Origin of the sequence: Limnohabitans sp. Jir72, assembly GCF_003063575.1 — a bacterium.
Lineage (GTDB): Bacteria > Pseudomonadota > Gammaproteobacteria > Burkholderiales > Burkholderiaceae_C > Limnohabitans_A.
Genome location: NZ_NESC01000005.1, coordinates 212,286 through 225,347, shown reverse-complemented (window position 1 = coordinate 225,347; position 13,062 = coordinate 212,286). Strand labels below are relative to the sequence as shown.

General features: G+C 57.6%; 12 protein-coding genes. 1 reads left to right on the top strand and 11 read right to left on the bottom strand.

The genetic code is table 11. The features are described from left to right. Nucleotide 1: 1 nt before the first annotated feature. The 8 genes from minD to B9Z52_RS09010 form a co-directional block, all read right to left on the bottom strand. Nucleotides 2-817: a septum site-determining protein MinD gene (gene minD / locus B9Z52_RS09045; protein ID WP_108413513.1), complete on the bottom strand. Its 816-nt coding sequence runs from the start codon at nt 815-817 to the stop codon at nt 2-4. Between the two features lie 34 nt (nt 818-851). Beyond that, nucleotides 852-1,604, bottom strand: a complete 753-nt coding sequence (gene minC / locus B9Z52_RS09040; protein ID WP_108413512.1) for a septum site-determining protein MinC — start codon at nt 1,602-1,604, stop codon at nt 852-854. Between the two features lie 282 nt (nt 1,605-1,886). After that, nucleotides 1,887-2,099 (bottom strand): DUF2788 domain-containing protein, encoded by a 213-nt coding sequence (locus B9Z52_RS09035; RefSeq protein ID WP_199222064.1) that lies wholly within the window; start codon nt 2,097-2,099, stop codon nt 1,887-1,889. Then, the gene (locus tag B9Z52_RS09030; RefSeq protein WP_108413510.1) at nt 2,099-2,953 is read right to left on the bottom strand and encodes a DUF2189 domain-containing protein; all 855 of its coding nucleotides are present in this window, start codon (nt 2,951-2,953) and stop codon (nt 2,099-2,101) included. Before B9Z52_RS09030 ends, B9Z52_RS09035 begins: the two co-directional genes overlap by 1 nt. Nucleotides 2,954-3,052: 99 nt before the next feature. Beyond that, nucleotides 3,053-3,511 (bottom strand): Spy/CpxP family protein refolding chaperone, encoded by a 459-nt coding sequence (locus tag B9Z52_RS09025; protein WP_158270526.1) that lies wholly within the window; start codon nt 3,509-3,511, stop codon nt 3,053-3,055. A 108-nt stretch (nt 3,512-3,619) separates the two neighbouring features. Beyond that, nucleotides 3,620-4,501: a pirin family protein gene (locus B9Z52_RS09020; RefSeq protein WP_108413600.1), complete on the bottom strand. Its 882-nt coding sequence runs from the start codon at nt 4,499-4,501 to the stop codon at nt 3,620-3,622. A 52-nt stretch (nt 4,502-4,553) separates the two neighbouring features. Continuing rightward, entirely contained in the window at nt 4,554-4,748 is a 195-nt protein-coding gene (locus tag B9Z52_RS09015) for a DUF2892 domain-containing protein (protein WP_108413508.1), read from the bottom strand. A gap of 23 nt (nt 4,749-4,771) precedes the next feature. Then, nucleotides 4,772-4,969, bottom strand: coding sequence for a heavy-metal-associated domain-containing protein (locus B9Z52_RS09010; RefSeq protein ID WP_108413507.1), 198 nt, complete (start codon nt 4,967-4,969; stop codon nt 4,772-4,774). Nucleotides 4,970-5,034: 65 nt separating this feature from the next. Between B9Z52_RS09010 and B9Z52_RS09005 the strand changes: the two genes are divergently transcribed. Continuing rightward, nucleotides 5,035-7,242, top strand: a complete 2,208-nt coding sequence (locus B9Z52_RS09005; protein WP_108413506.1) for a cation-translocating P-type ATPase — start codon at nt 5,035-5,037, stop codon at nt 7,240-7,242. A gap of 168 nt (nt 7,243-7,410) precedes the next feature. On the opposite strand, the gene B9Z52_RS09000 is transcribed toward B9Z52_RS09005, so the two are convergent. From B9Z52_RS09000 to B9Z52_RS08990, 3 genes are read right to left on the bottom strand one after another with little or no spacing between them, the layout of a single operon-like run. Further along, nucleotides 7,411-10,485 carry an efflux RND transporter permease subunit gene (locus B9Z52_RS09000; RefSeq protein ID WP_108413505.1) on the bottom strand — a complete coding sequence of 1,025 codons (3,075 nt, stop codon included), beginning with the start codon at nt 10,483-10,485 and terminating at the stop codon, nt 7,411-7,413. Continuing rightward, the gene (locus B9Z52_RS08995; protein ID WP_233251902.1) at nt 10,482-11,645 is read right to left on the bottom strand and encodes an efflux RND transporter periplasmic adaptor subunit; all 1,164 of its coding nucleotides are present in this window, start codon (nt 11,643-11,645) and stop codon (nt 10,482-10,484) included. The genes B9Z52_RS09000 and B9Z52_RS08995 overlap by 4 nt, the downstream gene beginning before the upstream one ends. A 31-nt stretch (nt 11,646-11,676) precedes the next feature. Further along, nucleotides 11,677-12,996: a TolC family protein gene (locus tag B9Z52_RS08990; RefSeq protein WP_233251901.1), complete on the bottom strand. Its 1,320-nt coding sequence runs from the start codon at nt 12,994-12,996 to the stop codon at nt 11,677-11,679. Nucleotides 12,997-13,062 lie beyond the last annotated feature (66 nt).

The following is a 13,062-nucleotide window of genomic DNA, read 5'->3' as shown; positions in this document are numbered from 1 at the left end:
TTTATTTGCCTCCGAACAGGCGCTTCAAGAAACCTGGTTTGTCAGCTTCTGTAAAACGCATCGGTTTGTCTTCACCCAAAAAACGATCGATCACATCTTTATACGCTTCGGACACATCGGTGTTAGCCATATGGATCGCAGGTGTACCTTGGTTGGATGCCTGCAAGACATTTTCGCTTTCAGGGATTACACCAATTAACTTGATTCGCAAAATGTCCTGAATATCCTGCAAAGAGAGCATCTGGCCGTCTTCTACTCGATTGGGGTTGTAGCGAGTAATCAAGAGGTGTTCCTTGATAGGCTCCTGTCCTTCAATGGCACGCTTGGTCTTGCTGCCCAACATGCCCAAGATGCGGTCAGAATCACGCACAGATGACACTTCAGGATTGGTCACGACCAATGCTTCGTCGGCAAAGTGCATGGCCATCAAAGCGCCTGTTTCAATACCCGCTGGTGAATCGCACACGATGTAGTCAAAACCCATCTCACGCAGATCTTTCAGAACTTTTTCAACACCTGCTTGTGACAAGGCATCTTTGTCACGGGTTTGCGAAGCAGCCAATACAAACAAGTTATCGCACTGCTTGTCCTTGATCAGGGCCTGATTCAAATTGGCCTCACCTTGGATCACATTGATCAAGTCGTACACCACACGGCGCTCACAACCCATGATCAGATCCAAATTACGCAGACCCACATCAAAGTCGATCACAGCTGTTTTGAAGCCTTTCAAAGCCAAGCCAGTGGCGAAACTGGCGCTGGTGGTGGTTTTGCCGACGCCGCCTTTGCCGGAAGTCACAACGACAATTTTTGACATGGGGTTTTCTTTCTTTGAGACTGATAAAACAGCTTCAGGGTTTTAAGGGCTTGATCAGCAATTTGTCGCCATCAGCGTCTGATTGCAAAAAAACTTGAGCAGGCAAGCCCAGAACTTCCGAAGATAAAGGGTTTTCGCTGGTTTGGTAAACACCAGCAATGGAGATCAATTCAGGTGCCATGGACTGCGCAAAAATCATGGCATTTATGTTGCCGCGAGCGCCAGCAATGGCTTTTCCTCTCAAAGTACCGTAAATGTGAATTGAACCATCGGCAATCACCTCTGCACCAGGATTGACCATGGCCAAGACAACAAGATCACAGCCTTTGGCGTATACCTGTTGACCAGAACGCAAAGGTTTGTCGATGACCATTGCACCTAAAGGACGCAAATCAACGGTACTTGGTGGAACAGCGGAAGGCTCAGCAACAGGCATAGAACGGCGTATACGGGCATCGGACGCATCTACCAAGCCCATACCCAGTGCTACAGCCAATAAATTGCTTTGTGCTCCTTTGATGGCAATGGGAACCAGCCCATGAACACGCAAGATTTTCAGCAGATTGGCCAAATCCAAACTTGATGCTTTCAAGTCATCAGACAAACCTGATACATCGATCACCAGGGGATCATTGTCAAAAAAACCGGGGTTTTCTGACAATTGTTGACTCAAAGCCTGGGAAACAAGTGCAATGTCTGAAGTTTTCAGCAACAGCGCAACCAATGACAGATCAGCGCTTTTGATGTCGTAACAGTGTAAGGGAGATGCTTCTGAAACGATGGCCATGGTGCCGATGAAAGAGGAAAGTCGTAAATCTTAACAGCGAGCTTGTTCTTTATTGTCTTCTTATAGCTTTAGATTTTAAATTAGTAGTAGTAGGTAAGGAGGAGGTACTGCTGTGGGTAAGTCTATTTTTTCTATATAAAACAACGACTTATCGTATTTTTAAGCATGTGTGTGACCGCGCTTTTGGTTTGCATTGCAAATATGAACAACTTTGAAAACAGGCTGTGTGCTGTGGATAACTAGGGGGTTGATAAATATTTATCCACAGCTTTATGAATAGCATCATCCAATGGCAAAGAGCCACTGGATGATGCCTTTGGCCACAAAACCGACCATGCCAAAAGCCAGACCTAGAAAAATAATAAAGGTGCCAAATTTTCCAGCTTTCGACTCCCAAGCCAGTTGCCCAATGATGAACAACATGTAGAGCATGAAAGCGCCCACGCCAATGGTCAGTCCAAACCAGGCAAATTGTTCTTCGGTGAATCCCCACATCACTGCTCACCTTGTCCGGAAATGCGCTCTTTGAGATGGGAGACATCGATCAGCTGGCGGTAAGCGTGCCAACTGCCATGACCGAGCATGGGCACCACCAAAATGAGGCCCAAAAACAAGGAAAAGATGCCCAGCAAGCTGAACCCCATGATGAGAAATGCCCAAAAAGCCATCTCCAAGGGGTGGGTCAACACGGTTTTCCAGCTGGTCAACACCGCTTGCAACACACCCACTTTGCGGTCGAGCAACAAAGGCATGGAAATCACACTGGATGCAAATACCGGTGCTGCCATCAAACCGCCCAAGCCAAGCCAGAATTCAAAAAGGAAATGGTCAGGGCTGAGCACAACATGGCGCACAAAATCCATGGGTGTGTGAATGGGTACGGGTGCCATCAAAGTGATCAAAGCCGCGGATGTGATCACCCAGCCTGTGGCCGCCAATGCCAACAGCAAGCCAAAACGGATCAGGCTCCAGTAACTCTCAGGCTGACGGCGTAAACGCAAGTGCCACTGTGTCCAGGTGTTTACCAGCAGTTGGAAATTGACCGTTTCTCCCCGTTCCATGGCCCGACTCATGGCATACAGGCTCGTCGCCAATACAGGCGCAATCACCAAGAACCCAGAGAGACAACCGGCCAACAACCAAAATTGATCATGTGCCATCCAGGTGATGCCGAGTCCGCACAGGCTCATGAACAAGCCGTGCAAAGTGCTCAACCCAGGAGATCTTGCGAAATCCTTGAAACCCAGTGCCAACCATTGCAAGGGTTGGTCAAAGACGATGGGTAAAACAGGCGGTAAAAAGACAGTAGAGCTGCCTTCGGGGTTGGTTTGGGCTGGAGGTTTGAGCATCCGCCGAGCTTAACGGCCGTGGATGGTGATGAATTTGATGCAAGTCAAGACAAAAAAGGCAGCCCGCAGGCTGCCTTGAGGGGAATGCAAGTCAATCCATCAGGGGTGGCGGGGAGCGCCTTTGCGCATACCGTGCATGAACCGCAAAGTTTCATTGTCAAACACCTTTTTTTGCTCAGCGCTCAGAACGCCATAGAAAACTTTGGTGGCTTCAACATGCTTTTGCATTTGCGCGTCCATTTTGGCGCGCTGTGCTTGCATTTGGTCAAGGCGCTCAGGGGTGCTCATTTTTTCCAAGGCCGCGCGATCAAACCGTTCGGGGGCGTGTGCACCGGGCTGCATGGCCTGTGCGAATGCAGCCCAAGCCGCTTCCTGGTCGCCTTGCAATTTCAATTGGGTTTTGAGTTCTGTCAGATGCTGGGTATGACGTTGCGACATGTGTTCATGCATTTTGGCCATGTGCTCACCGCCAGCAGCAGGGCCCATTTGGGCAAAGCTCAAAGACGACAGACCTGCCAGCAAAGACGCTGCGATCAAGGTGTTGCGAATCAGTTTCATGGAAAACATCCTTTCGGTGATGGGATGGCTTCAGTGTGCTGTGTGCATGTGTCTGCCATGTTCTTTGTTTGCACCATCACTGTAAAGTTCAGCAAACCACCCCACCGATCACTGACCTAAACGCCCTGCTTGAAAGTCTTCAACGGCTTGCAGCAATTCTTCGCGTGTGTTCATGACAAAGGGCCCGTACTGCGCAATGGGTTCGCGCAATGGCTGGCCCGTGATCAGCAAGGCGCGCGTGCCTGCTTGGCCTTGAAGCACCACGCCATCACCCCCATGGCTCAAAATCCCCATGCGTTGAAGCGGCACAGTTTCAGTGCCTTGCGCACTTTGCACCGCCAGCGAGCCACGGTAAACATAAACGAAAGCGTTGTGGTCAATCGGGATGCTTTGCGTGAAAGCTTGGTTGTCGCTGAAATGGATGTCCAGGTACAGCGGGTCGGTGGGGTAGTCTTTGGCAGAACGATGCAAAGCGCCTTGCACACCGTGACTTTGGCCAGAGATCACACGCACAAGAACGCCCGCATCGGTGACCACCTCCGGGATGCTTTCACTTTGAATATCCCGATACCAAGGCGTGCACATTTTTTGATGAGAGGGCAGGTTCAGCCACAGCTGAAAACCTTCCATCAGCCCCTCTTCTTGTTCAGGCATTTCGCTGTGAACCAGACCACGGCCTGCGGTCATCCATTGCACCCCACCGTTTTGCAGCAAACCTTCGTGGCCTGCGCTATCGCGATGGCGCATGCGGCCTGCGATCATGTAGGTCACCGTTTCAAAGCCACGGTGAGGATGGTCAGGAAAACCAGCACCGTAATCTTTGGGATCGTTGCTGCCGAATTGATCGAGCATCAGGAAAGGGTCAAGGCGCTGTTGCAATTCGCCCGTGAGCACACGGGTCAAACGCACACCTGCGCCGTCGCGTGTGGCGCGACCAGTAACCAAGGCCTCCACAGAACGTGGATTTTGAACAAGGGCAAAAGAAGTCATGCCCCGGATGATGCCGCAAAAAACCAACCCCGCTCACCACGGAGCCTGAGTTTCAAACTTTGCGGTTTTTGCAGGTGTTGATGCCCAACAAGCTGTAAGGCGGGCACCAGCCCATCAGACCTGTGGCCACAGGCAAGAGGCCCACCCAGCCCCAGACGCCGACTTCTCCGGTTGCCGCCAATGCGATCAAGACAAGGCCGATCACGATGCGCAAGATGCGTTCAATGCCGCCGATGTTTGTGGTCATGGAAACTCCTTCGGGGTTAAAAATCAGGCCGCGACTCGGTAGCCCTCTTGGGCAATGGCTTGAGCCAAATCTTCGCGTGGTTTGTCAGAATCAATGTCGACTTTGTTGTGCGTGCGGTCGATGACGATTTTGGCTTGTGCATCCACAGCCAACAAAGCTTTGGTCACTGCCTTCTCGCAGTGGCCACACGTCATGCCTTCAACAGTGAAAATTTGGTTCATGATGTCACTTTCAGGTAAACCCTCACGGGTATGCTCAAAGCATAGTCCAATACAGGTCTCAAGACATGACTTATATCAAGCCGAAACAAGCCCCCATCGACATTGGGATTGGTGGCATGACCTGTGCGTCGTGTGTGGCTCGGGTTGAAAAAGCCTTGAACAAAGTGCCCGGTGTTGAATCGGCCACCGTTAATTTGGCCACGGAGTCCGCACGCATCACGGTGCAATCTGCAGAGGTCACTGACGCCCGTTTGCGTCGTGCCATTCGCGATGCGGGTTATGAGCCCTTGACGCCCCAAGCGCTTGAATCGGCTGAACAAGCATCCGCCTGGTCGGGTTTTGCACCCGTGGCATGGGGCTTGTTGCTGTCGGCACCGCTGGTCTTGCCCATGGTGGGCGATCTGTGGGGCCAGCACTGGATGCTGCCTGCCTGGGTGCAATTTGCATTGGCCACGCCGGTGCAGTTCATCCTCGGGGCCCGTTTTTACAAAGCCGGTTGGCACGCGCTCAAGGCCTTGACGGGCAATATGGATTTGCTGGTGTCCTTGGGCACCACAGCAGGTTGGTTGCTTTCGGTCTGGTTGTGGCTCAACGCACACGAAGGCCATGCCCCGCACCTGTACTTTGAAGGCTCAGCGGTGGTCATCACCTTGGTCTTGCTGGGCAAATGGCTGGAAGCCAGGGCCAAGCGGCAAACCACCGAAGCCATCCGTGCGCTGCATGCTTTGCGCCCAGACAAGGCCCACTGGATCAGCGACGAAGGCGAGGTCGATGTGCCGGTGGCCGAAATTTTGGTGGCTGATCTGGTGGCGGTGCGACCGGGTGAACGCTTTCCATTGGACGGCGAGCTCATTGAGGGGCAGACCCAGGTGGATGAATCCATGCTGACGGGTGAGCCCTTGCCCGTCAGCAAAACCATGGGCGCACAGCTGACCGGCGGCTCGATCAACGGCGATGGCCGCGTCCTGATGCGGGTCACCGCCGTGGGCCATGAAACCGTGCTTTCGCGCATCATCCGCTTGGTCGAAGACGCGCAAGCGGCCAAGGCGCCCATCCAACGGCTGGTGGACAAGGTGGCCGAGATTTTTGTGCCGGTGGTGTTGGTGGTGGCCTTGTTGACTCTTGCGGTATGGATGTTCATGGGCGCCAGTTTTGAGTCCGCCCTCATCCATGCCGTGGCGGTGCTGGTCATCGCCTGCCCTTGTGCTTTGGGGCTGGCCACACCCGTGGCCATCATGGCAGGCACCGGCGTGGCGGCCAAACACGGCATCCTGATCAAGGATGCGCAGGCACTGGAAATGGCGCACCGCGTGCAGACCGTGGCTTTTGACAAAACCGGCACGCTCACCGTGGGTCAACCGCGCCTGATTGCGCATCTGCCAGCCCCCGGAATGGATGCAGCCTTGGCCCTGGGCTGGGCGGCCAGTGTGCAAAGCGGCAGCGAGCACCCCTTGGCGCATGCCGTGCTCAAAGCGGCACAAGCACATGGCTTGGTCACCACCGCGCCGCAAGAGCTGGCCGCCGTGCCCGGACGCGGTGTGCAGGCGCAAGTCGATGGCCGTCAGCTGTTGCTGGGCAGTTTGCGCTGGCTCCAGCAAGAAGGCATGGACCCGCATTTGTGGGCCGACGACGTGAAAGCGTTGTATGCGCAAGGCGCTACTTTGTCCGCATTGGCAGAGCGGGGCCCGAGCGGCGTGCAAGGCGTTTTGCTCATGGCCTTTGGTGACGAACCCAAGGTGGGCGCTCTAGAGGCTTTGGCCGCTTTGCGTGCGCGCGGCCTGAAGCTGGTGATGATCTCGGGCGACAACCAGGCCGCCGCCGAAGCCATGGCACGCCGCTTGGGCCTGCGCCCTGAAGACGGCGAAGTGTTGGCCGATGTGTTGCCTGGCGACAAAGCCGCGCAAGTGCAAAAGCTGCGCGAAGGCGGCCGCATCGTGGCCATGGTGGGCGATGGGGTGAACGACGCGCCCGCGCTGGCTGCAGCCGATGTGGGCATGGCCATGGGCAACGGCACCGATGTGGCCATGCACGCGGCAGGCATCACGCTCATGCGCGGCGATGTGGCTCTGGTCGGCGCGGCGCTCGATATCTCGGCGCGCACGGTGGCCAAGATTCGGCAGAACCTGTTTTGGGCCTTTGCCTACAACGTGGCCGGGATTCCGCTGGCCGCGATGGGTTTCCTCAACCCGGTGATCGCGGGTGGGGCGATGGCGCTCAGTTCGGTCAGCGTGATGAGCAATGCTTTGCTGCTCAAGCGTTGGAAGCCGGATTGAAGACCTGGCCTCCGGGTTTGGGCTCGGGGTGACCGATTCCATGCGTGCGGCGCACGCAGGTCAGCCGCGCACCAGCGCCGGTAGGTTTGGGCTGAACAGACAAAAAATGCCCCCTGCGCGAAAGCGTCAGGGGGCATGTTTGTCAGATCAAGTCAGACGCAATCCAGCTCAGTCTGCAGCCTTGGGTTTTTCTTTCGAGAACCAGGCCACATACAGCACCGGCAGCACCACCAGCGTCAGCAAGGTCGCGGTGATCAGGCCGCCAATGACCACGATGGCCAATGGGCGTTGCGTCTCAGAGCCGATGTCGTGGCTGAGGGCCATGGGCAAGAGGCCCAGTGCGGCCAGCATGGCCGTCATCAACACGGTTCGCAAGCGCTGCATGGCGCCTTCTTTGACCGCATCAACAACCTTCAGACCCGCGTTGCGCAGCTGCTGGAAGACCGACAGCATCACCACCCCGTTCAGCACGGCCTGCCCCGAAAGCGCAATGAAGCCGATGGCCGCTGACACCGATAAAGGGATGCTGAAAATCCACAGCGCCACAAAACCGCCAATCAGCGCCAAAGGCACGTTGAGCAAAATCAGCGCCGCGGTTTTGAAAGACCCAAAGGCGTCGAACAGCAGCACGAAAATCAAGAGCAGTGAAATGGGCACGACCACGCTCAAGCGTTGCATAGCGCGCTCTTGGTTTTCAAACTCGCCTGACCAGTTGACCGCATAGTTTTCGGGAATCTTCACGTTCTTTTCAACGCGTGCCTTCATGTCGGCCACCACCGAGCCCATGTCGCGTCCTTTGATGAAGATGCCAATGGCCATGGTCCGGCGACCGGCTTCGCGGGCGATGTTCATGGCCCCACTGGCTTGCCGAATGTCACTGACGGCACCCAGCGTGGTGTAGCCCCCATTGGGAATCGCAATGGGCGTGCTGGACAACTGCGCGATCGAGCGGCGGTCTTCGGGCAGACGCACGGCCACGGCGAACTTGCGCTCCCCTTCCCAGATCTGGGTGGACGATTTGCCGGCCAATGCCGCTTCGATCACATCCTGGATGTCGCTGACATTCAAGCCATAGCGGGCAGCGCGTTCGCGGTCGATGTCGATCACCAGTTGCGGCAACTCGCCCAGACGGTCCACCTCGGCGCGCTGGATGCCTTTGACCTGCTTGAACTCGCGCTGCATGGCTTCCACCAAGTGGCGCAGCTCGGTCAAGTCGTCGCCAGCGACCTTGACCACGATTTGCCCTTTGATCTGCGAAATCGATTCGAGCACGTTGTCACGGATGGGTTGAGAGAAGGCCGGGTCCACGCCCGGGATGACCGACAGGCTGCGGTCCATCTCTTCAATCAATTGGTCATGGGTCAAACCTTTGCGCCATTCTTCGGCAGGTTTCACGTCCACAAACACTTCGGCCATGCTCAGGGTTTTGGGGTCGGTGCCATCTTCGGGTTGACCGGATTTGGACACCACCGTGCGCACTTCCGGAATCGTCAGCAAGGCTTTGCGGGCCAACTTCAGCACGTTCTTGGCTTCGTCTTGAGACACGCTGGCGGGCAAGTCCCAATTGACCCAGAAGGTGCCTTCGTTGAGTTCGGGCAGGAATTCCGATCCCAAGCGTGAAGCAGCGCCGATCGACAGGGCAAAAGCCGACAAAGCAATCACCACCACTTTGCGGCGGTTGAGCAAAGCCCAATCCAGCGTGGGCGCATAAAAACCCTTGAGCGAAGCCACCAAGCGGTTGTCGCCGTGTGGCAAACCTTTGCGCAGCATCCAATACGCCAGCAGGGGCACCAGCGTCAACGAAAACACCAAGGCACCGATCAAGGCCGCCGTGACCGACAAGGCCATGGGCTGGAAAATTCGGCCTTCATGCCGTTGCAGCGCAAAGATCGGGATGTGCGCCGCGATGATGATGAGCATGGAGAACAAGGTGGGACGACCCACCTCGTTGGCCGCTTCGGTGATCAGGGTTTTGCGCTCCTTCTCGTTCATGCCCTCGCCCCGCTCGGCCAGTCTGTGCATGATGTTTTCAATCACGATCACCGCGCCGTCCACGATGATGCCGAAGTCCATCGCGCCCAAGCTGAGCAAGTTGGCCGGAACCCCCATGATTTTCAAGCCCATGAAGGTGGACAGCAAAGCCAGTGGAATGATCAACACCACCGCCAGCGTGCCGCGCAAATTGGACAGGAACATGTACAGGACCAGCGCCACCAGCACAGCGCCTTCCACCATGTTCTTGAACACGGTGGACAGGGTTTTGTTCATCAGCCATGTGCGGTCATAAAAAGGCATGATCTGCACGCCCGGTGGCAAACCGCGTTCGTTCAGTTGCGCCAGTTTGTCCTTGACGGCTTTGAGCACCACGCTGGGGTTTTCGCCTTTGCGCATGATGACGATGCCGATCACGGCGTCATCGTCATCGTCCTGGCCGGTGGTGCCCAGACGCGGTACAGCACCGAGCCTGATCTGCGCCACATCGCGGATCAGGATGGGGGTGCCATTGCGCGAACCCAACACAATCTGGCCAATTTCTTCGGGTGAGCGCAAGAGGCCAATGCCGCGGATTGCAAATTGCTGCGCGCCTTGCGCCACGTAACTGCCGCCCGCGTTCGAGTTACCACGGCCCAAGGCGTCCAGCAAATTCTGAAAGGTCAGTTTGTAGGCGCGCAGTTTGTCCAGATCGGGCTGGACTTCGTATTGCTTGATGAAGCCCCCCATGGCGACCACGTCAGCAATGCCGGGGACCTGACGCAAGGCACGTTCAATGGTCCAGTCTTCGATGGTGCGCAGATCGGTCGTCGACATGCCGTCGCCGCGCACGCGGTAACGCATGATTTCGCCCACTGGCGTGGCGTTGGGGGCGATGTTGACCTGAGCGCCATCGGGCAGATCGACCGCACTCAAGCGTTCATTGACTTGTTGTCTGGCCAGGTTCACCTCGGCTTTTTCGTCGAAAGTGATCACGGTGAAAGACAAGCCAAACTGCGTGTGTGAGAACACGCGGATTGAATTGGGTAAACCCGACAAGCCTGCCTCAAGAGGCAAGGTGACTTGTTTTTCAACCTCTTCGGCCGCGCGACCGGGGTACAGCGCAATCACCGTCACTTGTGTGTCGGTCACGTCCGGAAAGGCTTCCACCGACAGGTTCTTGAAGGCGATGACGCCAGCCATCACAAACAGCAGTGTGCCCAGCACAATGAACAGCGGCTGGTTCAGGGCATAGTGGATGAGCTTTTTCATGGTTTGGCAGGCTCATTGCTGTGTGCGGCGTCTTGGGCAATCCGCAGTTCCCGAGCCAGCAGCAGGCCGTTTTGCACCACAACCTGCTCGCCCGGCTTCAGGCCTTCACCCAGCAAGACGAGTTTGGCACCTTCATAAGAGACCTTCACATCGCGCGGTTCAAACACGCCGGGCTGGCTTTGCACAAACACATAGTGCTGATTGCCACGCAGGAACACCGCCGTCGCTGGCACCTGAACACTGTGGCCCACATGGCGTTCGTAGCGCACAGTGGCCAGCATCTCGCTTTTGAGCAAACGCTTGGGGTTGGCCACGGTGGCGCGAACCTTGATCGTGCGGGTGGTCGGATCGATCTGATCGGTCACTGCGCTGATGACGGCTTCCAGCTTCTGGTCGGGCAAGGTGGGCACTTGCAGCACCACACGGGCACCTGGGCGCAGGTCGAGCACATCGGCTTCGTGTGCATCGATGGAGACCCACAAGGTGCTCGGGTCAGACACCACAAACAGCGGCGAACCCGCACTGTCTGTGCGCACTTCTTGGCCTGGGTTGAGGTTGCGCTCCACCACCACGCCGGCCATGTCGCTGCGCAGGCCCAATTGTTGGTTCACGCTGGTACCACCGCCATAAAGGCTGGTGCGTGCTTGTGCGCGAGCCACTTCGGCTTGTGCACGGGCCGCCTCGGCCTCGGCTTGTTCCAGATCCTTGCGGGCCACCACGCCCGCCTCGAACAAGTCGCGTTGACGTTGCAAGGCCAGTTTCGCCAAAGTGGCCTCGGCTTGCGCGCGCGAGGTGTCGGCTTGCGCCGCACCAAACTCTGGCGAGGCCAACTCGGCCAGCACCTGACCGGCTTTGACCGACTGGCCCACATCGGCGCTGATGCGTGTCACGCGGCCGGTGAAAGCCGGAAACACGCGTTGCGTTTTCTCTTCGTTCCAGACCAGTTTGGCGGGCAATTCAATGTTGACGCTTTCGGCCTGTGCCGCAGGCACGCTCACCAGCAGTGGCAGCTGGGGGTGCCCTGCGGGGTAGCGCAACTGGTTGTTCTGGATGATGGGCATGGGCGCCGTGGCCACGGGCTCGTGCTTGTCTTGGCAGGCGGCCAGCAAAGTGAGTGCGGCGATGCTCAAGAGGGTGATCGGGGTGCGTAAAGTTTTCACAGAGGGGTCTCGCTCAGGAATTCAAAGGGGTTCAACGGGCGCCCGGTGCGGCCGAGCGCAACTGCCAGGTGCCCAGCGCCTTGGCGTGCGCGTTGCGCACGGCCAGGGCATCGAGTTGGGTGGTTTTGAGGGTGCGGCGTGCATCCAGCAAGTCGGTCAGCGTCAAACCGCCTTTGCTGTAGGCCGTTTCTGCTTGCGCGGCCACCTGGGTGGCTTGCGGCAGGATGTTGTCTTCAAAAATCTTCAGGCGCTGTGCGCTGGCTTGCCAAGCTTGTACCAGCGCGCCCAGGTCAGCACGCGCTTGCAGCAGTGTTTTTTGCAGCAGGTCCCGGCTTTGTTCTTCTTGCGCCAGTGCGCGGGCAATTTCGCCGTCAAAGCGGTCCCAGCCGTTCAAAGGCACCGAGATGCGCAAAGCCAGCAAGCGGGTGGAGGTGCCTGGGAAATGGTCAAAGCTGGTGCCCACGCTGGGGTCGGCCTGGCGCATGGCCTGGGCCGATTGCAAGGCCGCTTGGGCGGCCGCCACGCGTTCGCGGGCGGCGATCACGTCAGGGCGTTGCTCGACCAGCGTCTCCAGCAGCGCATCGGCTTGTGCGGTGTCGGCGGTGCTGGCAGGCCACTCGCCTTGCACTTGCCAGCCACCGGCCGGCACGGGCAAGCCGGTCCACTGCGACAGGCTCCAGGCCGCTTGTTGGCGGTCCAGCATGGCGCTTTGCTCGTCAGCGCGGGCGCGTTCGGCTTCAATCTGGGTGCGCGCGGCGTCTTGGGCCGACAGGTCGCCGGCCTTCAGGCGCAGTTGGGCGCTGCGGGCCAGCTGGGCGGCGCTTTGGCCGATGGCTTGTACGGCTTGCAGGCGTTGCTGCGCGGCCAGAAGGTCATAAAAAGCGGCCTGGGCCCCGATTTGCTGCATCAGCAAAGCGTCCTGGCTGTCGGCCTGGGCGGCCTTGGCGCTGCGCTCGGCGGTTTCGGTGCGCAAAGCGCGTTTGTTGCCGCGCTCCCAGGTCCAGTCCAGCCCCAGCGATTTGTCGATGCGCTTTTCCGACCAGAAAGAGCCGCTGCCGTTGCCGTTTTGCAGGTCAATCGAGGAGATGCCGGCCGACAAGGTGGGCGCGGGGGCGCGGTTGGCGCTCAGCACATCAGCCCGCGCCGCATTCAGGGCGCGTTGTGCGGCCAGCACATCGGGGCTTTGCCGGGCCGCTTGCAGCACCTGCTGCAGGCTCAGGACCGAAGATGCGGGCGCTGTCATGCTTAAAGGGGGTGCCGCCGGTGCGGTGACCGCGTCAGCCGCCATGGCCCAGGGGCTGGTGCCCCAGGCCACCAGGCCGCTCAAAAGAAACAAGTGTCGTATGCTCATCCCTCCTTTATCGGTCAACTGGCCTGACCAATACCTGACTTCAGGGGCTGTTTTTTGGAGATTTCG

Coding starts and splice junctions, on each gene's coding strand:
- minD (WP_108413513.1), bottom strand. CDS start 817: ATGTCAAAAATTGTCGTTGTGACTTCCGGCAAAGGCGGCGTCGGCAAA.
- minC (WP_108413512.1), bottom strand. CDS start 1,604: ATGGCCATCGTTTCAGAAGCATCTCCCTTACACTGTTACGACATCAAA.
- B9Z52_RS09035 (WP_199222064.1), bottom strand. CDS start 2,099: ATGTGGGGATTCACCGAAGAACAATTTGCCTGGTTTGGACTGACCATT.
- B9Z52_RS09030 (WP_108413510.1), bottom strand. CDS start 2,953: ATGCTCAAACCTCCAGCCCAAACCAACCCCGAAGGCAGCTCTACTGTC.
- B9Z52_RS09025 (WP_158270526.1), bottom strand. CDS start 3,511: ATGAAACTGATTCGCAACACCTTGATCGCAGCGTCTTTGCTGGCAGGT.
- B9Z52_RS09020 (WP_108413600.1), bottom strand. CDS start 4,501: ATGACTTCTTTTGCCCTTGTTCAAAATCCACGTTCTGTGGAGGCCTTG.
- B9Z52_RS09015 (WP_108413508.1), bottom strand. CDS start 4,748: ATGACCACAAACATCGGCGGCATTGAACGCATCTTGCGCATCGTGATC.
- B9Z52_RS09010 (WP_108413507.1), bottom strand. CDS start 4,969: ATGAACCAAATTTTCACTGTTGAAGGCATGACGTGTGGCCACTGCGAG.
- B9Z52_RS09005 (WP_108413506.1), top strand. CDS start 5,035: ATGACTTATATCAAGCCGAAACAAGCCCCCATCGACATTGGGATTGGT.
- B9Z52_RS09000 (WP_108413505.1), bottom strand. CDS start 10,485: ATGAAAAAGCTCATCCACTATGCCCTGAACCAGCCGCTGTTCATTGTG.
- B9Z52_RS08990 (WP_233251901.1), bottom strand. CDS start 12,996: ATGAGCATACGACACTTGTTTCTTTTGAGCGGCCTGGTGGCCTGGGGC.